This is a genomic window from Phytohabitans maris, assembly GCF_031085175.1.
Lineage (GTDB): Bacteria > Actinomycetota > Actinomycetes > Mycobacteriales > Micromonosporaceae > Phytohabitans > Phytohabitans maris.
The window spans coordinates 95,733-119,570 of sequence record NZ_JAVHUY010000005.1 but is presented as its reverse complement, the minus strand read 5'-3'; the positions used below and the strand labels follow the sequence as shown (position 1 = coordinate 119,570).

General features: G+C 72.6%; 17 protein-coding genes. 7 read left to right on the top strand and 10 right to left on the bottom strand.

The window, feature by feature from the left end; all coding sequences use genetic code 11:
* Positions 1-10: 10 nt before the first annotated feature.
* The 8 genes from sufD to RB614_RS06815 all read right to left on the bottom strand — a co-directional run bounded on the left by sufD (position 11) and on the right by RB614_RS06815 (position 10,324).
* Positions 11-1,144 (bottom strand): Fe-S cluster assembly protein SufD, encoded by a 1,134-nt coding sequence (sufD, locus tag RB614_RS06850; protein ID WP_308711514.1) that lies wholly within the window; start codon positions 1,142-1,144, stop codon positions 11-13.
* Positions 1,145-2,563 (bottom strand): Fe-S cluster assembly protein SufB, encoded by a 1,419-nt coding sequence (sufB, locus tag RB614_RS06845; protein ID WP_308711513.1) that lies wholly within the window; start codon positions 2,561-2,563, stop codon positions 1,145-1,147.
* Between the two features lie 11 nt (positions 2,564-2,574).
* Positions 2,575-3,258, bottom strand: coding sequence for a helix-turn-helix transcriptional regulator (locus RB614_RS06840; RefSeq protein WP_308711512.1), 684 nt, complete (start codon positions 3,256-3,258; stop codon positions 2,575-2,577).
* Between the two features lie 270 nt (positions 3,259-3,528).
* Complete coding sequence (locus RB614_RS06835; RefSeq protein WP_308711641.1) at positions 3,529-4,467, bottom strand: COX15/CtaA family protein; 939 nt, start codon at positions 4,465-4,467, stop codon at positions 3,529-3,531.
* Between the two features lie 36 nt (positions 4,468-4,503).
* Entirely contained in the window at positions 4,504-7,704 is a 3,201-nt protein-coding gene (locus RB614_RS06830) for a S8 family serine peptidase (RefSeq protein WP_308711511.1), read from the bottom strand.
* Positions 7,705-7,806: 102 nt separating this feature from the next.
* Complete coding sequence (locus tag RB614_RS06825) at positions 7,807-8,823, bottom strand: ATP-grasp domain-containing protein (RefSeq protein ID WP_308711510.1); 1,017 nt, start codon at positions 8,821-8,823, stop codon at positions 7,807-7,809.
* A 9-nt stretch (positions 8,824-8,832) separates the two neighbouring features.
* Complete coding sequence (locus RB614_RS06820) at positions 8,833-9,168, bottom strand: hypothetical protein (protein ID WP_308711509.1); 336 nt, start codon at positions 9,166-9,168, stop codon at positions 8,833-8,835.
* Between the two features lie 238 nt (positions 9,169-9,406).
* On the bottom strand, positions 9,407-10,324 hold the full coding sequence (locus tag RB614_RS06815; protein WP_428982950.1) for a heme o synthase: 918 nt from the start codon (positions 10,322-10,324) through the stop codon (positions 9,407-9,409).
* 360 nt (positions 10,325-10,684) lie between these two features.
* Between RB614_RS06815 and tkt the strand changes: the two genes are divergently transcribed.
* The 6 genes from tkt to pgl are packed head-to-tail and all read left to right on the top strand — an operon-like array spanning position 10,685 to position 18,897.
* Complete coding sequence (gene tkt, locus RB614_RS06810) at positions 10,685-12,817, top strand: transketolase (RefSeq protein ID WP_308711507.1); 2,133 nt, start codon at positions 10,685-10,687, stop codon at positions 12,815-12,817.
* 30 nt (positions 12,818-12,847) lie between these two features.
* Complete coding sequence (tal, locus tag RB614_RS06805; protein WP_308711506.1) at positions 12,848-13,960, top strand: transaldolase; 1,113 nt, start codon at positions 12,848-12,850, stop codon at positions 13,958-13,960.
* On the top strand, positions 13,953-15,566 hold the full coding sequence (locus tag RB614_RS06800; protein ID WP_308711505.1) for a glucose-6-phosphate isomerase: 1,614 nt from the start codon (positions 13,953-13,955) through the stop codon (positions 15,564-15,566). The genes tal and RB614_RS06800 overlap by 8 nt, the downstream gene beginning before the upstream one ends.
* Before the next feature lie 12 nt (positions 15,567-15,578).
* On the top strand, positions 15,579-17,096 hold the full coding sequence (gene zwf, locus RB614_RS06795; protein WP_308711504.1) for a glucose-6-phosphate dehydrogenase: 1,518 nt from the start codon (positions 15,579-15,581) through the stop codon (positions 17,094-17,096).
* Entirely contained in the window at positions 17,097-18,134 is a 1,038-nt protein-coding gene (locus RB614_RS06790; RefSeq protein ID WP_308711503.1) for a glucose-6-phosphate dehydrogenase assembly protein OpcA, read from the top strand.
* Positions 18,127-18,897 (top strand): 6-phosphogluconolactonase, encoded by a 771-nt coding sequence (pgl, locus tag RB614_RS06785; protein ID WP_308711502.1) that lies wholly within the window; start codon positions 18,127-18,129, stop codon positions 18,895-18,897. Before RB614_RS06790 ends, pgl begins: the two co-directional genes overlap by 8 nt.
* A 776-nt stretch (positions 18,898-19,673) precedes the next feature.
* Here the strand turns inward: pgl and RB614_RS06780 are convergent.
* Both RB614_RS06780 and secG read right to left on the bottom strand, forming a co-directional pair.
* On the bottom strand, positions 19,674-20,018 hold the full coding sequence (locus RB614_RS06780; RefSeq protein ID WP_308711501.1) for an RNA polymerase-binding protein RbpA: 345 nt from the start codon (positions 20,016-20,018) through the stop codon (positions 19,674-19,676).
* A gap of 149 nt (positions 20,019-20,167) precedes the next feature.
* Positions 20,168-20,422: a preprotein translocase subunit SecG gene (gene secG / locus RB614_RS06775; protein WP_173038233.1), complete on the bottom strand. Its 255-nt coding sequence runs from the start codon at positions 20,420-20,422 to the stop codon at positions 20,168-20,170.
* Between the two features lie 332 nt (positions 20,423-20,754).
* On the opposite strand from secG, the gene RB614_RS06770 reads away from it, so the two are divergent.
* Positions 20,755-23,802 carry a BTAD domain-containing putative transcriptional regulator gene (locus RB614_RS06770; RefSeq protein ID WP_308711500.1) on the top strand — a complete coding sequence of 1,016 codons (3,048 nt, stop codon included), beginning with the start codon at positions 20,755-20,757 and terminating at the stop codon, positions 23,800-23,802.
* The last annotated feature ends 36 nt before the right edge of the window (positions 23,803-23,838 follow it).

Here is a 23,838-nt window from a genome sequence, read left to right as displayed (position 1 = left end):
CTGGAGGGCATCATGCCCCCGCCTTCAGGAGCCGCTCCTCGATCGAGGCGCCGAGCCGCTCGCGCAGCTCCTCGACCGGGATCTTGTTGATCAGCTCGGCGAAGAAGCCGCGCACGACGAGCTTGCGCGCCTCGGACTCCGGGATGCCCCGGGCCATCAGGTAGAACAGCTGCTCGTCGTCGAAGCGGCCGGTCGCGCTCGCGTGGCCGGCGCCGGCGACCTCGCCGGTCTCGATCTCCAGGTTCGGTACGGAGTCGGCCCGCGCGCCGTCGGTGAGGACGAGGTTGCGGTTGATCTCGTACGTGTCGGTGCCGGTCGCCTGCACCTGGATCAGCACGTCGCCGACCCAGACGGTGTGCGCGCCCTCGCCCTGCAGCGCCCCGCGGTAGCCCACGTAGCTGCGGCAGTCGGGCACGCTGTGGTCGACCAGCTGGCGGTGCTCCAGGTGCTGGCCGGCGTCGGCGAAGTACAGCCCGTACAGCTCGGCCTCGCCGCCCCGCCCGGTGTAGTCGACGCTGGTGAACTGCCGTACCAGGTCGCCGCCGAGCGTCACCTGGATGTGCGTCACCCGCGCGTCGCGCCCGAGCCGGAAGCGGACGTGCTGGGCCTGCACCGCGTCGGCCGCCCAGTCGGCGACCGTGACGAGCGTGAGCTTGGCGCCGTCGGCGACCGCGACCTCGACGTTGTCGGCGAGCGTGACCGCGCCGGTCTGCTCCAGCACGATCGTCGCCTCGGCGAACCGCCCGACCTCGACGAAGGTGTGCCCGAATCCCACCGAGCCGTCGCCGGTCAGCGTGAGCACCGCCGGCGCGCCGAGCACCGTCTCGGCGTCGACCGCGACCAGGGCAGCCTGCGTGGCGCGGCCGTAGGCGAGGGCGCTGATCCGGTCGAACGGCGTCAGCACGCTCCCGATCCGCGGGTCACTCTTGTCCACGGTGGACACGGAGATCCCGGCGGGCAGCTCGTCGTACCCGATGGCCGGGGCGGGACCACCGACCACGTCGCCGGTGAGGCCGCGCAGGCGCTTGAGTGGCGTGAAGCGCCACTCCTCCTCCAGGCCCGTCAGGGCCGGGAAATCGGCCACGTCGAACGAACGCAGCGCCTGTGCCTTGGTCTTGGACGGCGCCGCGAGGGTGTCGGTCATCTAGCCGACCGCTCCTTCCATCTGCAGTTCGATGAGGCGGTTGAGCTCCAGCGCGTACTCCATCGGGAGCTCCTTGGCGATCGGCTCGATGAAGCCCCGCACGATCATCGCCATCGCCTCGTCCTCGGTCAGGCCCCGGCTCATCAGGTAGAAGAGCTGGTCCTCGCTGACCTTGGAGACGGTCGCCTCGTGGCCCATCGCGACGTCGTCTTCGCGGATGTCCACGTACGGGTACGTGTCGGAGCGGGAGATCGTGTCGACCAGCAGCGCGTCGCACTTCACCGTGCTCTTGCTGTGGGTCGAGCCCTCCAGCACCTGGACCAGGCCCCGGTACGAGGTGCGGCCGCCGCCCCGCGCGATCGACTTGCTGATGATGGTGGAGGAGGTGTTGGGCGCGGCGTGCACCATCTTGGCGCCGGCGTCCTGGTGCTGCCCCTCGCCGGCCATCGCGACCGAGAGCACCTCGCCCTTGGCGTGGTCGCCGGTCATGTACACCGCTGGGTACTTCATCGTGACCTTGGAGCCGATGTTGCCGTCGATCCACTCCATGGTCGCGCCCTCGTGCGCCACGGCCCGCTTGGTGACCAGGTTGTAGACGTTGTTGGACCAGTTCTGGATCGTCGTGTACCGGCAGCGCGCGTTCTTCTTCACGATGATCTCGACGACCGCGCTGTGCAGCGAGTCGGAGGAGTAGATCGGCGCGGTGCAGCCCTCGACGTAGTGCACGTACGCACCCTCGTCGACGATGATCAGCGTCCGCTCGAACTGGCCCATGTTTTCCGTGTTGATCCGGAAGTAGGCCTGCAGCGGGATCTCCACGTGCACGCCCTTCGGCACGTAGATGAACGAGCCACCGGACCAGACGGCGGTGTTGAGCGCGGCGAACTTGTTGTCGCCGACCGGGATCACCGTGCCGAAGTACTCCTTGAAGAGCTCCGGGTGCTCCTTGAGCGCGGTGTCGGTGTCGAGGAAGACGACGCCCTGCTCTTCGAGGTCTTCACGGATCTTGTGGTAGACCACCTCGGACTCGTACTGCGCGGCGACACCGGCCACGAGGCGCTGCTTTTCCGCCTCGGGGATGCCCAGCTTGTCGTACGTGTTCTTGATGTCGGCGGGCAGGTCGTCCCAGGTCGCCGCCTGCTTTTCGGTGGAGCGGACGAAGTACTTGATGTTGTCGAAGTCGATCCCGGTGAGGTCGGCGCCCCAGGCGGGCATCGGCTTGCGGCCGAACAGCCGCAGGCCCTTGAGCCGCAGGTCGAGCATCCACTCCGGCTCGTTCTTCTTCGCCGAGATGTCGCGGACGACCGCCTCGTTGAGACCCCGCTGGGCGGCGGCGCCGGCGATGTCCGAGTCGGCCCAGCCGTACTCGTAGTTGCCGAGGACGGCGAGCTGCTCCGCTTGGGTCATCTGCTCGGTCATCTATCAGGTCCTCACCGTGTTGTCTGGGCCGGGATGTGCGTGGTGCACACTCCGTCACCGTGCGCGATGGTGGCTAGCCGCTGCACGTGGGTGCCGATCAGGCGGGAGATCACCGCGGTCTCGGCCTCGCACAGCTGGGGAAACTCGGCGGCCACGTGCGCCACCGGACAGTGGTGCTGGCAGAGCTGGCCGCCGGACGCGATCGTGGAAGCGTTGGCAGCGTAACCCTCCGCTGTCAGCGCGGCCGCGAGCGCCTCCGCGCGGGCGAGCGGGTCGTCACCGGCCCCCGCAAGCGCCGCCCGGCAGCGCACCTCCAGCCCGGACACCTGCTCCGCAGCGAACTCCGCGACCGCGGCCGACCCGCCCTTTCGCGAGATCCAGCGCAGGGCGGCGGTGGCCATGCCGTCGTAGAAGTGGGTGCCGCAGTCCTGCTTGCCGGCGTCGGTCAGCACGAACACGCGGGCCGGCCGCCCACGCCCCCGGTGCGCCCGGACCGGACGCTCACGCGACACCACGACGCCGTCGGCCAGCATCGCGTCGAGGTGCTTGCGGATGGCGGCGGAGCTGAGCCCGAGCTCGGCGCCGAGCTCGGCGGCGGTAGCCGAGCCATGCGCCAGCAACAGCCGGGCAACGCGGTCACGGGTGCGCCCGTCGACCACGACCGGCTGCTCGGGGAGCGCCGCCGCTTTTTTCACAACGCCCACGTTACGTATTTCCGTCAGCGCCCGCAAACCCGGCCCGAAGTGATCCACCCCACCGGGGTGACCCGCTTGCGCCCGATCAGCCGCGCCGTCACCTTCATGCCGCCCCGCGATCCTACGCCGCCGCCGCGCGGCGCAGGCCCGCGGCAACCACGCAGTTGATCAGGGAGTTGGTGAGCGTGTCGGTCGGCGCGCCACTCCACCAACTCCCTGATCAACTGCGGCAGGGAGGTCGGGCCGCGCGGCGAGCGCGGGCGGGGCGGGCTAAGGGAGCGGGGCGGGGGTGAGTTCGTCGTGCGGGGCGGGTGTGGTCCCGCGGGGCTCCGGGGTGGGCGGGATTTCTGGTGCCGGAGTGGTGTGGAGGGTCCAGAGGACCGAGAGGGTGGCCAGCCAGACCAGGCAGGCCCCCAGCATGTGGGCGCCGACCAGCACCACCGGCAGGTCGGTGAAGTACTGGACGAAGCCGATCAACCCCTGCCCCAGCTCGACGGCGAGCAGCACCAGCGCGGCGCGGGCGGCGGCCTGGAGACCGGTCGCGCGGAAGGCGAACCACGCCGCGACCGTCAGGCCGAGCAGCAGGAACACCAGGTCGGCGTGGACCTGGGAGATGGTCTCCGGGTCGAGGCCGTTGCGGGCGGCGCCGTGGTCGCCGGAGTGCGGGCCGCTGCCGGTGACCCACGTGCCCACGACCAGGACGGCCGCACTGGCGGCGGCGACGAGCCACACCAGCGGGCGCAGCGGCGGCGGGACGGTGCTCGCGGTCGCGGGCGGGTCGCCGGTGGAGCGCCACAGGGCGTACGCCACGGCGAGCATCGCGATCGACGCCAGGAAGTGCAGGCCGACCACCCAGGGGTTGAGGTCGGTCAGCACGGTGATGCCGCCGATCACGCCCTGCAGCGGGATGCCCAGCAGCACCGCGCCGGCCAGCAGCACCTGGGACCGCCGCCTCGGCCGCCGCCGCCACGCCGCGACGAAGGCGGCCAGTGCGACCAGGCCGACCACGTACGTGAAGAGGCGGTTGCCGAACTCGATGGCGCCGTGGACGCCCATCTCGGCGGTCGCCGTGTACGACGCGTCGGTGCAGCGCGGCCACGTGGGGCAGCCGAGCCCGGAGTCGGTCAGCCGGACCGCGCCCCCGGTCACCACGATCGTGACGTTGGCGGCGATGGAAGCCAGGGCCAGTCGGCGGAGCACGGCCACTATCGTACGTAGTAGGTGCGGCGCGCGGAGACGCGGGGCTCAGGCGGCCAGCTTGTACGCCCGGATCACCGTCTGCGTGACCGTGTTGCCGGCCGCGTCGACGGCGGTGGCGCGGAGCGAGACGTAGCCGTCGCGGGCCGGGTGGGTGACCGTCGCCTCGCCGGCCGCCACCGGGGCCCGCGCCCAGGTCACGCCGTCGTCGTACGAGACGTCGACCGTGAGGCTGGTGTTGCGGCCGGCGGTCGAGTCGGGCTGGGCCACCACGCTGACCGGGATCGTCACGGTCTGGCCGGCCGGGGCGGCGTTCTGCTCGTCCACCCGCGGCGCGAACCGCACCGTGGAGAGCGGCAGCCGCGCGGCGGCATCACCGGAGACGTGCGAGGAGCGGAACGTCCACGCCACGCTCACCCGCGTGGAGAGCGTCGCCGGGCCGCTCCGCTCGGCACTCATCTCCAGCCGGTAGTCGGCCGCCTCCGGCGGTACCTCGAACTCGCCGGTCAGCTCCGCCACCGACGCGACGCGAACGCCGGCGCGGTAGAGCGTGATCTCCCCGGCCGCGATCGAGGAGTAGCCGGCCCGGCCAGCGCCGTCGCCGTACAGCGGGGCGAGCACCAGGAGCGTGTCGCCGCGGCGGGTCACCCACTGGTGCTCGTACGCCGGGGAGGCCACCGTCGGACCGAAGACGCCACGGCTCCACTGCTCCTGGTACGACTGCCCGGCCCGGTACGCGACCGGCGGCGCGACGGTGGACGTCACGTACTGGTCGGCGGTCATCTCGTCGAACGAGCGGAACCACCGCACCCGCCCCTCGACGTTGTAGAACTCGGTGCGCGCCGAGGGGAGCGTGACCGGCATCGCGTACGCGAAGCCGCCCATCACCGTGTCCGGCAGCACCGGCCAGGCCATCTTCTGCCCGGTGGTACCCGACGCCTCGTGGCCGTGGTCGGCGCGGACGGTGGCCAGGTCGGCGGCGGTCAGCGTACGGCCGAAGCCGGTCGGCATGCGGTCCTCGGTGAGCCAGCCGAGCAGGTAGGCCCCGCCGTCGAAGCCGTACGTCGCGGAGACCCGGTTGACGAAGCCGGCCCCGGTGGCGCCGATCCCCGCCGTGTACAGCCGGGCGAACGTGCGGCCCAGCGTGCCCACCTCGACCGTGCGGCCGGGCGTGATCGAGACGGCGGCCACCTCGGCGAACTCCTGCGCCGCGTCGGTCCGCGGCACGGTGACCGAGATCGGCGCGCCCTGGCGGGCGTCGAGGGTCGCCGTGGTCGCGCCGGCCACGTCCAGGGTGGGCTGGCCGAGGATCGTCGTCGCGTACCCGTCACCGTCCGGCCCGGTGATCGCGCTGAGCACCGAGTACCGCCCCCGGGGCAGCCGGGTGGTGACGGTGCCCGTCGAGGCGGGCAGGTTTCGGGCGATCGTGCCGTCGGCGGAGGCGAGCACGGTCACGTACCCGTCGGCGGCCGCGCCGTCCCGCCCGAGGTGCGCGACGGTCACGTCGTAGCTCTCCACCTCGCGGTCCACGGCGAGCGGCAGCCGCAGCGAACCGGCGACGAGGTGCCCGGTGAGCAGCCCCTCGCCGTCGTCGACCGTCCCGTCGGCGGTGACCGTCACCTCTGCCGAGCCGCCCGCGGGAACGGTCACCGACGCCGGCGAGACGGTGAACACGCCGGGTCCGTCGACGGCGGGAGCGAGGTCGACCGCCGCGGTGCCGCTGTTGTGCAGGGAGACGGTGCGGGACACGGGCGAGTCGTCGGCGTGCGGCCAGGCGAACCGGCCGAAGCTCAGGCTGGCCGGGCTCGCGGTCAGCGTCTGCGCCACCGCCCGCCCCACGTCGAGCCGCCCCGCGCCCTCCGCGAAGACGTCGCCGGTCAGCGGGTGCGCCGAGGTCATCAGGGCGCCCTTGAGCCGCGCCGCCGTCCAGTCGGGGTGCTGCTGGGCGAGGATCGCGGCCGCGCCGGCGGCGTGCGGGGCGGCCATCGAGGTACCCGAAAGGGTTGTCTCGCTCTCCCCCGGCAGCCCGGAGTCGGCGCCGCGGGCGGCGACGATGTCGACGCCCGGCGCGGTGAGGTCCGGCTTGATCACGCCATCCAGGCGCGGGCCGCGGCTGGAGAAGCTGGCCAGCGCGTCCGCCTTGCTGACCGCGCCGACCGAGAGCGCGTCGTCGGCGGTGGCCGGTGAGGCGATCGTGCCGGCGCCCGGCACGTTGCCGGCGGCGACCACGAAGAGCGTGCCGTGCTCGGCGGTCAGCGTGCCGACCGCCTCTTCGACCGGGTCGAGGCCGGGCGTGTCCGGGCCGCCGAGGCTGAGGTTGACGACCGTGGCGCCCTGTTCGGCCGCCCACTGCATGCCGGCGAGGATCCACGACTCGGCGCAGCCGCCGGCCACGCAGACCTTGCCGTCGAGCAGCCGCGCGCCGGGGGCCACGCCGGCGGTACCGGCGACGGTGGAGGCGACGTGGGTGCCGTGGCCGGTGCGGTCCTTGTCGTCCTCGTTCTCCTCGGTGAAGTTTCGCTGGGCGGTCACCCGGCCGGCCAGCGCCGGATGGGTCGCGTCGATGCCGCTGTCGAGCACGGCCACGCTGACACCGGTCCCGTCGTAGCCGGCCGCCCACGCCGCCGGCGCGCCGACCTGCGGCACGCTCTGCGCGAGCGCGGGCTGGCGCAGGCCGTCGAGCCAGATCGTGTCGACGCCGACGGTCAGCCGCCGCTCGGCCGGCCCGCCGACGGTGAACGTGCCCCAGAACGAGGTGAGCAGCGCCGACTGCGCCGCTACCGCGAGCGCGTCGACGGTGGGCAGCTCGCGGGTCACCCGGGCGCCGCCCTCGGCCACCCGCTCGCCGACCCGGGCCCGCTCGTCGTCGCTGGCGTACGCCACGATCAGTGGAAGCTCGGCCCGGCCGTCGTAGCCGTACTCCAGGAGGGTGGTCACGTCGAACAGCCGCGGGTCGAGGTCACCGGCGCGGAGCAGCGGCAGCGCGTCCGCCGGTACCACGTGGATGTGGCCCCGCTCGTCGCGGCGGGTGACGAACGGCATCGCCTCGCGGCCGGGCCCCGGCCGCACCGACGCCTTGTCGCCGGCCGTCACGGTGACCGCGTCGCCGGAGACCAGCGTGACCCCGCGGGAGTCGGCCGCCGCGCGCGGCGCCGGCGCCGTCCTCTCTTCGGAGGCGGCAGCGGGTACGACTCCGACGGCCGCGCACAGCACCACCAATGCCGCCGCTCGCCCGATAACCCGCCGCACTGTGTCACCTCCACCGAAAAGGACATCGATGGATGACTATACACGCACTTCCGTGATCGAAGCTCCCGCCAAGTCGTTCTAGCGACGTGGCGGGAGCTTCGATCACGCGAGGAGGCGCGCGGCGATGGCCTCCGCGAACCGCTCGGGGGCGCCCTGCGCGGTACCCAGGAACAGCGACGGCTCGGTGAGCTCCAGCTCGACCAGCACCGGCAGGTCGTCGGGGCCGGGTATGAGGTCGACCCGCGCGTAGAGCAGCCGGTCGGCACCGCCCGGCACGGCCGCCAGCGCCGCGCGCGCGATCTCCAGCTCGGCGTCGAGCGGCGTGCGGGGGCGGATCGTCTCCTCCTTGTACAGCCCTTCGGTGCCCTCGTCCGGCCCGGTCAGCATCGCGCCCTTGCGGACCGCGTGGCTGAACGCGAGCCCCTGCTGGCCGCGCTCGCTCCGCTCGCCGAGGGTCCCGGGCGGCCGGCGCCGCCCGACCCCGTCGCCGCGCTCCTCGGACCGGATGTCGCCGGCCCCGGAACCGCTACCGGCCGGGAAGAAGAGCAGGGCGGTCTCGCCGTACGTGTCGACGGCCGCCAGGTACGGCTGCACCATCGCCAGCCGCCCGGCCAGCTGGAGCCGCGCCACGTGGGCGGCGGCCAGGTCTCGGTGCTCGGGCCGGTCCAGGTCGTACCGCCCGGAGTCGAGGCTGCCCGCGCCGACCGCCGGCTTGACCACGACCTCGCCGCCCGGCGGCGGCTCCCACGCGTCGCTCGGCTCCACCCAGGTGGTGGGCACCACGGGCACGTCAGCGGCGGCGAGGTCGCGCAGGTAGCGCTTGTCGGTGTTCCAGGCGACGACGTCGGCCGGGTTGGCCAGGCGGGGCACCGTGCCGGCCCAGGCGACGAACTGCTCGCGCCGGGACACGTAGTCCCACGGCGAGCGGATCACGGCCAGGGCGAAGGAGGCCCAGTCGACGGCGGGCGCGTCCCACACGACCGAGACGGCCTCGACGCCGTGCTCGCGCAGCGCCGGTACGACCAGCCGGTCGTCGTGGTCGAGCTCGGGAATCCGGTCACACGTAACGAGAGCGACCCGGGATCGCTCCCGGGTCGCTGGGACAGAATTTTCGTTCAACACAACGGCTTAACGAGCGAGCGATCGCCGGCCCATCGACCTCCACAGGTCGTTGCTCGGGCGCATCTGGTCCATGAGCTCGCGCTCCCACTCGTTTTCCACCTCGACGCCTGCCTTGGCGCACGCCTGGCGCGCCACGTCGGTGCCGTCGGCGAACTGGTCCGCCCACTCGCCGTCTCCTCCGACGAGAACGATCCGGGCTCCCCGCTTGCCGACGTACTCGATGACCGCCTTCGCGCCGCCGTGACCGGCGGCGAATGCCCGCAAACCAGCGACGAGGCCGTTAGGGGCCTGCGCCGTGGCCGTCGGGCCAGCGGTCATGTTGGTATCGGAACCATCTGCCATGAGCCCGAGCCTAAGCAGCCACACAGCCGGGTGACGGTCCTCTCGCGTTTTTTTGTGATGCCAATTACCCGACGTTTAAGCCCGACAACCTTGCCCTTTTGCCCGATTTATGAGGCTAAATCAGGCCAATCAGTCCGGGCAAAAGGGACACTATTTCGGGCCTCAAACAGCCTCGCGACTAATCCGGCGTTTCGCGGACCGAAAGCTTCGAAACGGACGCGCCATTCACCCGAAGGCGTCAGACCAATGCGTCGGCGGCGACCGCGACGAAGAGAATCGTCAGGTACGTGATGGTCCAGTGGAACAGCCGCATCGGGCGCATCTGCTCGCCCCGCCGGGCCCGGCCGACCAGCGCGTGCGCCTCGCGCAGCAGCAGCACGCCGGTGACCAGCGCGGTCAGCCCGTAGATCGGGCTGAGGCCGAGCGCGTCGCGCCCCAGCGGCCACACCGCGACCGAGGCGGCCACGGTGAGCCAGCTGAAGAGCAGGATCTCCACGTTGACCCGGCGCTGCGAGGCGACCACCGGCAGCATCGGGATGCCGGCGCGGGCGTAGTCGGCCTTGAACCGGATGGCGAGCGCGTAGAAGTGCGGCATCTGCCAGAAGAACACGACGGCGAACAGGCCCCACGCGGTGGCGGAGAGCCCGCCGGTCACCGCGGCCCAGCCGATCAGCACCGGCGCCGCGCCGCAGACCCCGCCCCAGAACGTGTTCGCCGGGGTGCTGCGCTTGAGCCACAGCGTGTAGACCACGTCGTAGTAGACGATCGCCGCGAGCGTGAGCCCGGTGGCCAGCCAGTTGGTGAACGCGGCCATCAGCGCCACCGACACCACGCCCAGCACGAGGCCGAACGCGAGCGCGCTGCGCGGCGAGACCCGGTGCGCCGGCAGCGGGCGCCGGGACGTGCGCTTCATGACCTGGTCGATGTCGCGGTCGATGTAGCAGTTGAGCGCGTTCGCCGCGCCGGCCGCGAGGGAGCCGCCGACCAGCACCACGGCCATCAGCCACAGCGACGGGACGCCGCCGGCCGCGAGCATCATCGCCGGCACGGTGGTCACCAGCAGCAGCTCGACGATGCGCGGCTTGGTCAGCGCCACGTACGCCTTGATCACGGCGGCCACGTCGCCCGCGCCCACGCGCTGCCGGGGCGGAACCAGGTCGCGCGGGGCGACCGGCACCAGCGGCCGGGCGGTGGCCGGTGGATGGGGGCGCTCGGTGATCGTACTCACGTGGTGGGTCACCTTCCGGGCGTCGGCGCGGCGCGCGCGCCTGCGAGGCGGCTCGGCGACGCGGCGATCCGGCAAGGTCAACGCGCCGTCCGACAGGGTACGCGCTGGCAGAACGCCACCTACTACGACCCCACGTAGATAGACGCCACGACCACACGTAGACATACCGGAGCGTGCCGCCGGTCACAGCTTGTTGTCCCACGCGTCGGCCGGTCACCCCGCGCACGTTTAGCACGGGTAGATAGGGTCATCGCAAGAGGGTTGCCGCATTGCCGAGGAGCACACACCGTGACCGCGAACGAAGCCTCACTACCCTGGTCTGAGCTCGACCGCAAAGCGGTCGACACCGTACGGGTCCTGGCCATGGACGCCGTGGAAAAGGCCGGCAACGGCCACCCCGGCACCGCGATGAGCCTGGCACCGGCGGCGTACCTGCTGTTCAACAAGCTGCTGCGGCACGATCCGACGGATCCACAGTGGCCGGGCCGGGACCGCTTCGTCCTGTCCATGGGGCACTCCAGCCTCACCCTCTACATCCAGCTGTACCTAAGCGGCTACGGGCTGAGCCTCGACGACCTCAAGTCACTGCGGCAGTGGGGCTCCCTCACGCCGGGTCACCCCGAGCACGGGCACACGGTCGGTGTCGAGACCACCACCGGCCCGCTGGGTCAGGGCGTCGGCAACGCGGTCGGCATGGCGTTCGCCGCGCGGCGCGAGCGGGGCCTGTACGACCCGGAGGCGGAGCCGGGGCAGTCCCCGTTCGACCACCACATCTGGGCCTTCGCCTCGGACGGCGACCTCGAAGAGGGCATCAGCCACGAGGCGAGCGCGCTCGCCGGGCACCAGAAGCTGGGCAACCTCATCCTGCTCTGGGACGACAACGAGATCTCGATCGAAGACGACACCCGGATCGCCAAGAGCGAAGACATCGCCAAGCGGTACGAGGCGTACGGCTGGCATGTGCAGACCGTCGACTGGCGGGCCGGCCACCACGCCGACGAGGGTGAGTACCACGAAGACGTGCAGGCGCTGTTCGCCGCGTTCGAGGCGGCCCGGGCGGAGACCGAGCGCCCGTCGTTCATCGCGCTCCGCACGATCATCGCCTGGCCGGCCCCCAACAAGCAGAACACCGGCAAGTCGCACGGCTCGGCCCTCGGCGCCGAAGAGGTCGCCGCGACCAAGAAGCTGCTCGGCTTCGACCCGGCGCAGTCGTTCGCCGTGGACGAGAAGGTGCTCGCCCACGCCCGCGAGGTGGTCGACCGCGGCCGGGCCGCGCACGCCTCCTGGCAGTCCGGCTTCGACGCGTGGGCGGCCGCCAACCCCGAGCGCAAGGCCCTCTTCGACCGGCTCGCCACCCGTTCGCTGCCGGACGGCTGGACCGAGGCGCTGCCGGAGTTTCCGGCGGACGCCAAGGGGGTCGCGACCCGGGCCGCCTCCGGCAAGATCCTCTCGGCGCTCGCACCGGTCCTCCCGGAGCTGTGGGGCGGCTCGGCCGACCTCGCGGAGAGCAACAACACGACGATGAAGGGCGAGCCGTCGTTCGTGCCGCCGGAGCACGCCACCAAGGAGTTCCCCGGCGACGTCTACGGCCGCACGCTGCACTTCGGCATCCGCGAGCACGCGATGGGCGCGATCCTCAACGGCATCCTGCTGCACGGCGGCACCCGGCCGTACGGCGGCACGTTCCTGGTCTTCAGCGACTACATGCGCCCCTCGGTGCGGCTGGCCGCGCTGATGAAGCTGCCGGCCATCTACGTCTGGACGCACGACTCGATCGGCCTCGGCGAAGACGGCCCGACGCACCAGCCGATCGAGCACCTCTCGGCGCTGCGCGCGATCCCCGGCCTCGACGTGGTCCGCCCGGCCGACGCCAACGAGACCGCGTGGGCGTGGCGGCTGGCGCTGGAGCACACCGACCGCCCGACCGCGCTGGCGCTGACCCGGCAGGCGGTGCCGACCGTCGACCGCACCCAGCTGGCCGGCGCCGAGGGCGTCGCCAAGGGTGGGTACACGCTCGCCGACGCCTCCGGCGGCCAGCCGCGGGTGATCATCATCGCCAGCGGCTCGGAGGTGCAGCTCGCGCTCACCGCCCGGGAGCGGCTGGAGGCCGACGGCACGCCCACCCGCGTGGTCTCGATGCCCTGCCAGGAGTGGTACCGCGAGCAGGACGAGGCCTACCGCGAGTCGGTCATCCCGCGCGGGGTACGGGCGCGGGTCAGCGTCGAGGCCGCGGTGGCGATGTCCTGGCGCGACCTGGTCGGTGACTGCGGCGAGACCGTGAGCATCGAGCACTACGGGGCGAGCGCGCCGTACACGGTGCTGTTCGAGCAGTTCGGCTTCACCGCCGACCGCGTGGTGGCCGCCGCGCACGCGTCGCTCGCCCGGGTCGGCGAGATCACTGGCTCCACGACCGGAAACTAAGCACACGGGAACTGAGGGAGATTGATACTCATGACTGACCGGCTTGGTGAGCTGTCGGCCGCCGGTGTGGCGGTATGGCTCGACGACCTGTCCCGGCCGCGGCTGGAGTCCGGCGGACTCGACCAGCTGCGCCGCGAGAAGCACGTGGTGGGCGTGACGACCAACCCGACCATCTTCGCGAAGGCGCTCAGCGACGCCTCCTCGTACGACGGCCAGCTGCGCGACCTCGCCCTGCGCGGGGTCACCGTCGAGGAGGCGGTACGCATGCTGACCACGTACGACGTGCGGTGGGCGGCCGACGTGATGAAGCCGGCGTACGAGGCGTCCGCGGGCGTCGACGGCCGGGTGTCGATCGAGGTCGACCCGCGCCTGGCGCACGAGACCGAGAAGACCATCGCGGAGGCCAAGTCACTGTGGTGGCTGGTCGACCGCCCCAACCTGTTCATCAAGATCCCGGCGACCCGGGCCGGGCTGCCGGCGATCACCGCGACGCTCGCCCAGGGCATCAGCGTCAACGTGACGCTGATCTTCTCGCTCCAGCGGTACGCCGAGGTGATGGACGCGTTCCTGGCCGGCCTGGAGCAGGCGAAGGCGAACGGCCACGACCTGACCCGGATCGGTTCGGTGGCGTCGTTCTTCGTGTCCCGTGTGGACACCGAGGTCGACAAGCGCCTCGACAAGATCGGCTCGGAGGAGGCCAAGGCGCTCAAGGGCAAGGCGGCGATCGCCAACGCCCAGCTGGCGTACGAGCGGTACGCCGAGGTCTTCAGCTCCAACCGCTGGCAGGCGCTGGCCGACGCGGGGGCGCACCCGCAGCGTCCACTGTGGGCATCCACCTCGACCAAGAACCCGGACTTCCGGGACGTCATCTACGTCGAGGAGCTCATCGCACCCGGTGTCGTCAACACGATGCCCGAGCCGACCATCCACGCGTACGCCGACCACGGCGAGACCCGCGGTGACACGGTGACCGGCAGGTACGCCGACGCCCGCAAGGTGCTCGACGACCTGGCCAAGCTCGGCATCGAGTACGACGACGTGGTCGATACGCTGGAGCGCGAGGGCGTGGAGAAGTTCGAGGCGAGCTGGCTGGAGCTGTTGCAGACCGTGGAGAACCAGCTTTCCAATGCCACCAATGCGTGAAGTCGAGGCGGCCGCGGGACTCGCCGTCTGGGGCGCGGACGCCGTCGGCTCCGCGGCCCGGGCGGCCCTCGTCAGAGACGGGGTCCCGGGGCTCCTCGCGCGCAAGGACCCCACGCTGTGGGGTCCGGACGCGGAGGCCGAGGCCAAGATCCGGCTGGGCTGGATCGACACCCACCGGCGCAGCCGCGCGCTGCTCCCGCTGCTCGCCGAGCTGAAGGCGGAGCTGGGCGACCTCGACCGCGTGGTGCTCGCCGGGATGGGCGGCTCGTCGTTCGCCGCCGAGGTGATCGCCCGTACGCTCGGCCGGCCGCTGACCGTGCTCGACACCACCGACCCGGGACAGATCGGCCGGGCCATCGCCGACCGGCTCGACCGCACGGTCGTGGTCGTGTCCAGCAAGTCCGGCACCACGATCGAGACCGACAGCGTCCGCCGGGCTTACTTCGGCGCGTTCCTCGACGCCGGGCTCACCCCGGCCGAGGCGGGGCGGCACTTCGTGATCGTGACCGACCCCGGCTCCCCGCTGGAGGAGGCCGCCCGCGAGATGGGCGCGACGGTGGTGCTCGCCGACCCCGAGGTCGGCGGACGCTACGCGGCGCTGACCGCGTTCGGCCTCGTACCCGCGGCTCTCGCCGGTGTCGACGTGGCCGAGCTGCTCGACCAGGCCGAGGAGCTGCTGCCGGCGCTCTCCGCGGGGGGTGACAACCCCGCGCTGGCGCTGGGCGCCGCGCTCGGCGCGGCGACGACCGCCGGCAAAGACAAGATCGCCCTGGTACCGGACGGGACCGGCATCGTCGGCCTCGACGAGTGGGCCGAGCAGTTGCTCGCCGAGTCCACCGGCAAGGAGGGCACCGGCATGCTGCCGGTGGTGCTCGAGTCGCCGGGGGCCCCGGTCGACGGCCCCGACGTGCTCACCGTGACGCTGGGCGGCTCGCTGCCGGCCGGCGCGGTGCCCGGCGGCGGCGTGCATCCCGACGTGGCGGTCAACGGCCCGCTCGGCGCCCAGTTTCTGACCTGGGAGTTCGCCACCGCGCTGGCCGGCCGGGTGATCGGCGTCGACCCGCTCGGCATGCCCAGCAAGAGCGAGTCCAAAGACAACGCGGCGGCGATCCTCGCGCAGGGCCCGCCGGCCGAGGAGCCGTCGTTCGTCGAGGGCGCGATCGAGGTCTACGGCACCAGCACCTCGACGCTCGCCGGGGCGCTCAGCGCCGTCCTCCTCGATGCCCGGCCGCACGGGTACGTCGCGGTGATGGCCTACCTCGACCGCGACGCCGACACCGACGCCGCGCTGCTGCGGCCGATCCTCGCCGCGATCGCCCGCCGGCCGGTCACGTTCGGCTGGGGACCGAGGTTTCTGCACTCCACGTCCCTCTACCACAAGGACGGGCCGCCGCTCGGCGCCTTCCTCCAGATCACCGGCGCGGTCGCCAGCGACCTGGCGGTGCCCGGACGGCCGTACACGTTCGGCCAGCTCCAGGCCGCGCAGGCCGCGGGTGACCGGCAGGCGCTGACGCGCCGCGGGCGCCCGGTGGTACGCCTCCACCTGACGGACCGGGCGTCGGGCATCGTTCAGCTACTGGACGCTGCCCGGTCCCTGGGGAACTGAAAGGATAGTCCTGTGGGTAATCCGTTGCGCGATCCCCAGGACCGGCGGCTGCCGCGGATCCCCGAGCCCTGCGCTCTGGTGATCTTCGGGGTGACCGGCGACCTGGCTCGCAAGAAGCTCCTGCCGGCCGTCTACGACCTGGCCAACCGCGGGCTGCTGCCGCCCGGTTTCGTGGTGCTCGGCTTCGCCCGCCGCGACTGGGACCACGGCACGTTCGAGCAGATGGCGTACGAGCACGCGAAGGCGCACGCGCGCACCCCGTGGCGCGAGGAGGTGTGGGCGCGGCTGGCCGGCAACCTGAAGTTCGTCGGCGGCGCGTTCGACGACGACGCGGCGTTCGACACGCTCGACCGCACGCTCGACGAGCTGCGCGACACGCACGGCATCGGCGGCAACGCGGCGTTCTACTTCTCCATCCCCCCGGCGGCCTTCCCGACCGTGCTCAAGCAGCTCGCCCGCACCGGCATGGCCGACAACGAAAAGTGCGGCGGCTGGCGGCGGGTGGTGGTGGAGAAGCCGTTCGGCACCGACCTCTCCTCGGCCAAGGCGCTCAACGACCTGGTCGACGACGTCTTCACCGGGCAGGACGTGTTCCGCATCGACCACTACCTGGGCAAGGAGACGGTGCAGAACATCATGGCTCTGCGCTTCGCCAACTCCCTGTTCGAGCCGGTGTGGAACTCGAAGTACGTCGACTCGGTGCAGATCACGATGGCCGAGGACGTGGGCATCGGCACCCGGGCCGGCTTCTACGACGCCACCGGCACCGCCCGCGACGTGCTGCAAAACCACCTGCTCCAGCTGCTCGCGCTGGTCGCGATGGAGGAGCCGACGAGCTTCGACGCGTCGGAGATCCGGGCGGAAAAGCTCAAGGTGCTCCGCGCGATCAGCCTGCCCAAGGACATCCACGAGGGCTCGGTGCGCGGGCAGTACCTGCAGGGCTGGGTGGCCGGCGAGCGGGCCAAGGGGTACCTGGACGAGGAGGGCGTGCCGGAAGACTCGACCACGGAGACGTACGTGGCGGTCCGGCTCGGCATCCAAAACCGGCGCTGGGCCGGCGTCCCGTTCTACATCCGGGCCGGCAAGCGGCTGCCGCGGCGGGTCACCGAGGTGGCGGTGCTGTTCAAGAAGGCGCCGCACCTGCCGTTCAACCCGACCGACGTCGAGGCGCTGGGGCACAACCAGCTGGTGATCCGGGTGCAGCCGGACGAGGGCGTGGTGCTCAAGTTCGGTTCCAAGGTGCCCGGCACCACGATGGAGCTGCGCGACATCGCGATGGACTTCCAGTACGGCGAGGCGTTCACCGAGCAGAGCCCGGAGGCGTACGAGCGGCTGGTCCTCGACGTGCTGATCGGCGACCGCACGCTCTTCCCGGACGCGGCCGAGGTCGAGCAGAGCTGGCAGGTCATCGACCCGATGGAAGAGGCGTGGCAGGGCACCAAGCCGGAGCCGTACCGGTCCGGCGAGTGGGGGCCGCGCGCGGCCGACGAGATGCTGGCCCGCGAGGGCCGTCACTGGAGGCGTGCATAGATGATCGGGTTGTGGGACACCACGGGTAACGAGGTCGTCAAGGCGCTCGCGGCGGAGCGGCGCAGCGCCGGCGGCGTCGCCAGCGGCATGGCGCTGTCGCTCATCGTCGTGGTCGACGAAAAGCGGGTGCGCGAGGCGGAGGCGGCCGCCACGATCGCCACCTCCCAGCACCCGTGCCGCCTGCTGATGGTGGTCCGCTCCGACTTCGAGCGCCCGATCAACCGCCTCGACGCCGAGATCGTGGTCGGCGGGCGGCTGGGGCCGTGCGAGGCGGTGGTCATGCGGATGTACGGCCGGCTGGCCCTGCACGCCGAGTCGGTGGTGATGCCGCTGCTCGTACCGGACGTGCCGGTGGTCACCTGGTGGCACGGCGAGCCGCCGGAGCTGATCGCCAACGACTTCCTCGGCGTCGTGGCCGACCGGCGGATCACCGACACCGGGCAGGCCGACGACCGGATCTCGGCGCTGCGGCAGCGGGCCGCCGACTACGCGCCGGGCGACACCGACCTGGCGTGGACCCGCATCACCCCGTGGCGCACGCTGCTGGCCGGGGCGTTCGACACGCTCGACACGAAGGTCACCGGGGCGACGATCGTGGCGCCCGCGTCCGACCCGACGGCGGCGCTGATGAGCGGCTGGCTCGCCGCGCGGCTGGGCATCCAGCCGAGGCTGGAGGCGACGGCCGACTTCCCGCGCATGCGCTCGGTATCGCTCCAGTGCGCGAACGGTGAGGTGCTCACGCTGACCCGCGAGGACAGCATGGCCACGTTCGCCCGTACCGGCCACGCCGAGCGCAACCTGCCGCTGGTCCGCCGCCCCACCGGCGAGGAGCTCGCGGAGGAGCTGCGCCGGCTCGACTCGGACCAGATCTACGCCGAGGCGCTGAGCGCGTACGCCGGTGTGTCCGATCTGGACGGTCGCCCGCACAAGCGGGTGCACATCTGGAAGGACCCGGTGCTCGCGTCCCGTACCCCGGTCGCCACCCCGGCACCGGCACCCGCCGCCAGTACGCCGGAGGGGGGTTCCACCGATGGGTGAGACCAACGTCGTCGTCCACTCGGACGCCAAGGTGCTCGCCCAGGCCGCCGCGGCCCGCCTGGTCGTCAAGCTCATCGACGCGCAGGCCGCCCGGGGCTTCGCCGGCGTGGTGCTGACCGGCGGCAGGATCGCCGCGGCGGTCTACGAGGCCGTCCGCGACCTGCCAGCCCGCGACGCCGTGGACTGGTCGCGGGTCGACGTGTGGTGGGGCGACGAGCGCTTCCTGCCCTCCGGCGACCCGGACCGCAACGAGACCCAGGCCCGCGAGGCGCTGCTGGAGGCGCTCCCGCTCGACCCGGCGCGGGTCCACCCGATGCCACCCTCGGACGGCCCCGACGGCAACGACCCGGAGGCGGCCGCCGCCCGGTACGCCGAGGCGCTCGCCGCCGCCGCCAAGCCCGGCACCGCCCAACTCCCCCACTTCGACGTGCTGATGCTCGGCGTGGGTGAGGACGGGCACGTGGCGTCGATCTTCCCGGAGCACCCGGCCGCGTACGAGGCCCGCGTGGTCAGCGCCGTCCGCGGCTCGCCCAAGCCCCCGCCGGTCCGGATCACCCTGACCCTCCCGACCATCAACACGGCCGAGGAGGTCTGGCTGATGGCCGCCGGCCCGGAGAAGGCCAATGCGGTGGGCATGGCCATGGCCGGCGGCGGCCCCGTGCAGGTGCCCGCCTCCGGCGTGCAGGGCGTCGAGCGCACCCTCTGGCTCCTCGACCGCGCCGCGGCCGCCTCGGTCGCGCCCAAGCTCCGCAGCCTCCGCTGACGCGGCCTTCAGCCCGCCCCGCATGCCCGGGCGCGGTCCGCGGATCTATTCCCAACACATTGGGCTACCGCGACGTCCGCCGTGGTCCAGACCGTCGCTCCCGCGGCCTCACCCTCCGCGTTTGGTCGCGGTTACCCCACTTCGCCTCCGGCGGGAGCGCTCCGGACAATCAGGGCAGCGACGGTGCTGAGCGCGCTCGGCCCGCGTCGTGGTCGGTCGACAAATTCGCGGAGCTGTCGAGCTGCCCCGTCTATGCGCATGTGCGTCGGCGCAAGGCATGGACCCAGATGGGCGCCTTCTGACGATTTGTCCGATAACCGTGACGTCCAGGGCCAGAGCCCACCGCCCGCGAGCACGCTTCTTCAGCAGATCGTGGTACGAAACCGCCCTTCCAACGGCGGTTTCGTACCACGATCTGCCGCCGCTCTCCAACCGCCCAGCGGCCGTCCGGCCTTGTGCCCCCGGAGGCGCTGAAATACCACGATCCAAGGCGTCGCGGAGCGACTCGACCACTGCTTTGGCTGGCGGCCCGTTCCGGGCCGAAATCGGCCGGTGGACACCCAGGTGGTTGGAGATCTACTCACCCGGTGTCCCTTGGATCATCGAACTAAAGGGGCCAAACCGGCCCCGGGGGCCAAGGTGGGGTTGTGAAACCACGGAGGGTGAGGCTGCGGGAGCAGCGGTCCGGACCACGGCGGACATCGCGGTAGCTCAGACCTCGGAGGATCAGACGTCCGAGCGCCACGGACCGTACGGGCGTTGCGGAGCGGGGTGGGTCAGGCCTCGCCGCGGCGGCGCCGGAGGGCGGCCAGCGCCTCGGCGAGCAGTGCCTCACCGTCGGCGTCGGAGCGGCGCTCCTTCACGTACGCCAGGTGGGACTTGTAGGGCTCGGCGCGGGACGGGCCGGGCGGGTTGAGCTGGTCGAGGCCCGCGGGCTGGCCGCAGCGGGGGCAGTCCCAGTGGGCCGGCGGCGCGGCCTCGGCCGCCAGCAGGACCTCGATCGAGTGGCCCTTGGCGCACCAGTACGTCACGGGCCGGCGGGGGGCGGGGTCACACCGCTCGGTGGGCCGGACAGGGCCCGATCCGACGCGAGTGCCGCGGATGGCGCTGCCATGTGGCACGGCTCTTCGCTCCTGTCGTCGAGTGAGGGTTCGACGTTCGCGATCGACGCTCCGGCCCTAAGTGCCGCAGAGGGCCGAAACGCGTCATAGGGGAACCACGGATAAATCAGACCGCGCAGAGTCTATGACTACGTACGGTGCGGAGGGCCCTAAGAGTTCATCGCGAGTTTGAGCCAAAGGCCCAGGCCGACAATGCAGGCAAACCAGACGATTCCCACCAGGATGGTGTAACGGTCGAGGTTTTTCTCGGCGACGGACGAACCGGCGAGGCTGGTGCTCACACCGCCACCGAACATGCTCGACAGCCCGCCGCCCTTGCCCCGGTGCAGCAGGATCAGCAGCATCAGCAGGAAGCTGGTGATGACCAGCAACACGATCAACGTGTATGCGAACGCGATCGGCATGGTGGCGCTCAGTCCTCTCGACACAGAAGCCCATCGAAGATAGCCCATCGACGATGGACACCAAGGAGCCCACCAAGGATAGCGGAAGCGCATCCGGGCGGGCCGGCCCGTACCGCCCCCATATCCGGTGCGAACCGGCCCGACCGGCCAGCCTGACGATATGGACCACCGCCCGCCGCTGACACAACGCGCGGTAACCGGCCGGACCGGTGGCCGCACCGGCGTTGACCAGGGAAAACGCGCTCCTGCCGGAAAGCGGGTTTGCTCAGCCGGCAGAAAGCGGCAGGATGACCCGGGTACCGGCCCGGACGCTTGCGAGGAACAAGTCGGATATGGCGCCCCAGAACGCCGAGGCGACGGTGGGCTCGTTGCTGCGCCGATACCGCCTGGCGGCCGGCCTCTCCCAGCAGGAGCTGGCGGCCGGCGCCGCCGTCAGCGTACGCACGATCCGGGACATCGAGCACGAGCGGGTCGACGCGCCCCGTGCCCCCTCGCTGCGCCGGCTCGCCGAGGCGCTCGGGTTGGCCGCGTTCGACCGTGACCGGCTGCTCGCCGCGCTGCCCGGCCCCCGCCCGGAGCCCGACGCCGGCCGCCCGCTGCGGGTGGAGGTGCTGGGGCCGCTCTCGGTGCGGACCGGCCCGGCGGCGGTCGACCTCGGCCCGGCGCCCCAGCGCGACCTGCTCGCCCTGCTCGCGCTCCAGCCCGGCCGAGTGGTCAGCCGCGACGAGATCGTCGACGTGCTCTGGGGCGACCAGCCGCCGAAGACCTGCCTGAGCATGGTGCAGACGTACGTGGGGCGGCTGCGCGGGCGCCTCGACCCGGACCGCGAGCCGCGCTCCCCCGGCAAGGTCATCCGGCTGGCCGGCGACGGGTACGCGATCGACCTCGACACCGACGAGCTCGACCTGGCGCAGTTCCAGGAGCTGGTCGAGCGGGGCACCGCCGAGCCCGATCCCGCCGCCGCGGTCGACCTGCTCGACCGGGCGCTGCGCTGCTGGCGCGGCCCGGTGCTGGCCGGTGCGAGCCCCCGGCTCCGCTCCCACCCGGCGGCGGTCGCGGCGGCCCGGCGGCGGGTGCGCGCCGCCCTGGCGTACGCGGACCTCGCCGCCGACCTGGGGCTCCACGAGGCCGCCGTGGCCCGGCTGCAGGAGCTCGCGCCGGACGAGCCGCTGCACGAGGGGGTGGCCGCCAAGCTGATGGTCGCGCTCTCCGGCTCCGGCGAGCGGGCCGCCGCGCTCTCGCTCTTCGCCGAGGTGAGCCGCCGCCTCGCCGACGAGCTCGGGGTCGAGCCCTCCGCCGAGCTGCGCGACACCCACCTGCGCATCCTGCGGCAGGAGCAGGTCGTCCGGCGCGCGGACCCGCGACCGCGCCAGCTCCCGGCCGCGGTGCCGGGCTTCACCGGGCGGGCCACCCAGCTGGAACGGCTCGACGCGCTGCTGCCCAGCGCCCGCACCGGCCCCGGTACGGCGGTCGTGATCTCGGCGATCGACGGCACCGCCGGCGTGGGCAAGACCGCGCTCGCCGTGCACTGGGCCCACCGGGTCGCCGACCGCTTCCCCGACGGGCAGCTCTACGTCAACCTGCGCGGCTTCGACCCGGCCGGGCCGGTCCCGCCCGACGAGGCGGTACGCGGCTTCCTCGACGCCCTCCACGTCCCGGCGCAGCGGATGCCCGTGGGGCTGGACGCCCAGGCCGCGCTCTACCGCAGCCTCCTGGCCGGGCGGCGGATGCTGGTGGTGCTCGACAACGCCCGCGACGCCGACCAGGTACGCCCGCTGCTGCCCGGCTCCCCCGGGTGCCTGGTGATCGTGACCAGCCGCGACCAGCTCGCCGGCCTGGTGGCGGCCGAGGGCGCGCACCCGGTACCCCTGGATCTGCTGGACCCCGACGAGGCCGTGCGCCTGCTCGCCCGCCGCCTGGGTGCGGACCGGGTGGCGGCCGAGCCGGAGGCGCTGGCCGAGCTCGTGCGGGCCTGCGCCGGCCTCCCCCTCGCCCTGGTGATCGTCGCCGCGCGGGCCGCGACCCGGCCCGGCCTCTCCCTCGCCGCGCTCGCCGCCGAGCTGGGGCAGGCGCGCGGCGGGCTCGACGCGTTCTCCGGCGCCGACCCGGCCACCGACGTGCGCGCTGTCTTCTCCTGGTCGTACCGGTCGCTGAGCGAGCCGGCCGCGCGCCTCTTCCGGCTGCTCGGCCTCCACCCCGGCCCCGACCTGGCGACGGCCGCCGCGGCCAGCCTCGCCGGCGTACCGCCCGCGCAGGTGCGGCCGCTGCTGGCCGAGCTGGCCCGGGCCCGGCTGCTGGCCGAGCAGGCGCCCGAGCGGTACGCGTTCCACGACCTGCTCCGCGCGTACGCGGCCGAGCTCGCCGCGCGGGCCAACCCGCCCCAGGAGCGGCAGGCGGCGCTGCACCGGCTGCTCGACCACTACCTGCACACCGCGTACGCGGCGGACGAGCGGCTCAACCCGCACCGTGACCAGATCACCCGCACACCGGCCCAGCCGGGCGTGACGGTCGACGGGGTGGGTGACCAGCGGCAGGCGCTGGCCTGGTTCGCGGCCGAGCACGCCACGCTGCTCGCGGTCGTCGAGCACACCGCCACCGCCGGCTGCGACTCGCACACGTGGCAGCTGGCCTGGGCGCTCACCACGTACCTCGACCGGCAGGGGCACTGGCACGACTGGGCCGGGGTGCAGGACCTGGCGCTCACCGCCGCCCGCCGCCTGGGCCACCGCCCGGACGAGGCCGACGCGCACCGCGGGCTGGCCCGGGCGTACGCGCGGGTGGGGCGCTTCGTGGACGCGCACGTGAACTACTGGCGGGCGCTCGACGTCTTCGGCGAGATCGGCGACTGGCTCGGCGAGGCCAACACCCACCGCAACCTCGCCTTCATGTGCGGCTCGCAGGGGCACCAGCGGGACGCGCTCTACCACGCGAGCAAGGCGCTCGACCTGTACCGGGCCGGCGGCCACCGGGTCGGCGAGGCGAACGCGCTCAACAACGTCGGCTGGTACCACGCGCAGAACGGCGAGTACCGGGAGGCGCTGGAGCACTGCGAGCAGGCGCTGGCGCTGCTGCGCGAGATCGACCACCGGCCGGGCGTGGCGGCGACGCTGGACAGCATCGGGTACGCCCACCACCATCTGGGCAACCAGCGCGAGGCGGTGGCGAGCTTCGGGCGGGCGCTGGAGATGTTTCGGGTGGCCGGCGACCGGTCGCACGAGGCCGGTACGCTCACCCGCCTCGGCGACGCCCACCACGCGGCCGGTGATCGCGAAAGGGCCCGCCGCGCGTGGCGGCAGGCCCTGGTGCTGCTGGAGGAGCTCGACCAGCCCGAGGCGGACGAGGTCCGCGGCAAGCTGGCGGGCCTGCCTCCTCCCGCATGATCAAAGCTCCCGCCAAGTTGTTAGAACGACTTGAAG

Coding starts and splice junctions, on each gene's coding strand:
- sufD (WP_308711514.1), bottom strand. CDS start 1,144: ATGACCGACACCCTCGCGGCGCCGTCCAAGACCAAGGCACAGGCGCTG.
- sufB (WP_308711513.1), bottom strand. CDS start 2,563: ATGACCGAGCAGATGACCCAAGCGGAGCAGCTCGCCGTCCTCGGCAAC.
- RB614_RS06820 (WP_308711509.1), bottom strand. CDS start 9,168: ATGGCAGATGGTTCCGATACCAACATGACCGCTGGCCCGACGGCCACG.
- tal (WP_308711506.1), top strand. CDS start 12,848: ATGACTGACCGGCTTGGTGAGCTGTCGGCCGCCGGTGTGGCGGTATGG.
- RB614_RS06800 (WP_308711505.1), top strand. CDS start 13,953: ATGCGTGAAGTCGAGGCGGCCGCGGGACTCGCCGTCTGGGGCGCGGAC.
- RB614_RS06790 (WP_308711503.1), top strand. CDS start 17,097: ATGATCGGGTTGTGGGACACCACGGGTAACGAGGTCGTCAAGGCGCTC.
- pgl (WP_308711502.1), top strand. CDS start 18,127: ATGGGTGAGACCAACGTCGTCGTCCACTCGGACGCCAAGGTGCTCGCC.
- secG (WP_173038233.1), bottom strand. CDS start 20,422: ATGCCGATCGCGTTCGCATACACGTTGATCGTGTTGCTGGTCATCACC.
- RB614_RS06770 (WP_308711500.1), top strand. CDS start 20,755: ATGGCGCCCCAGAACGCCGAGGCGACGGTGGGCTCGTTGCTGCGCCGA.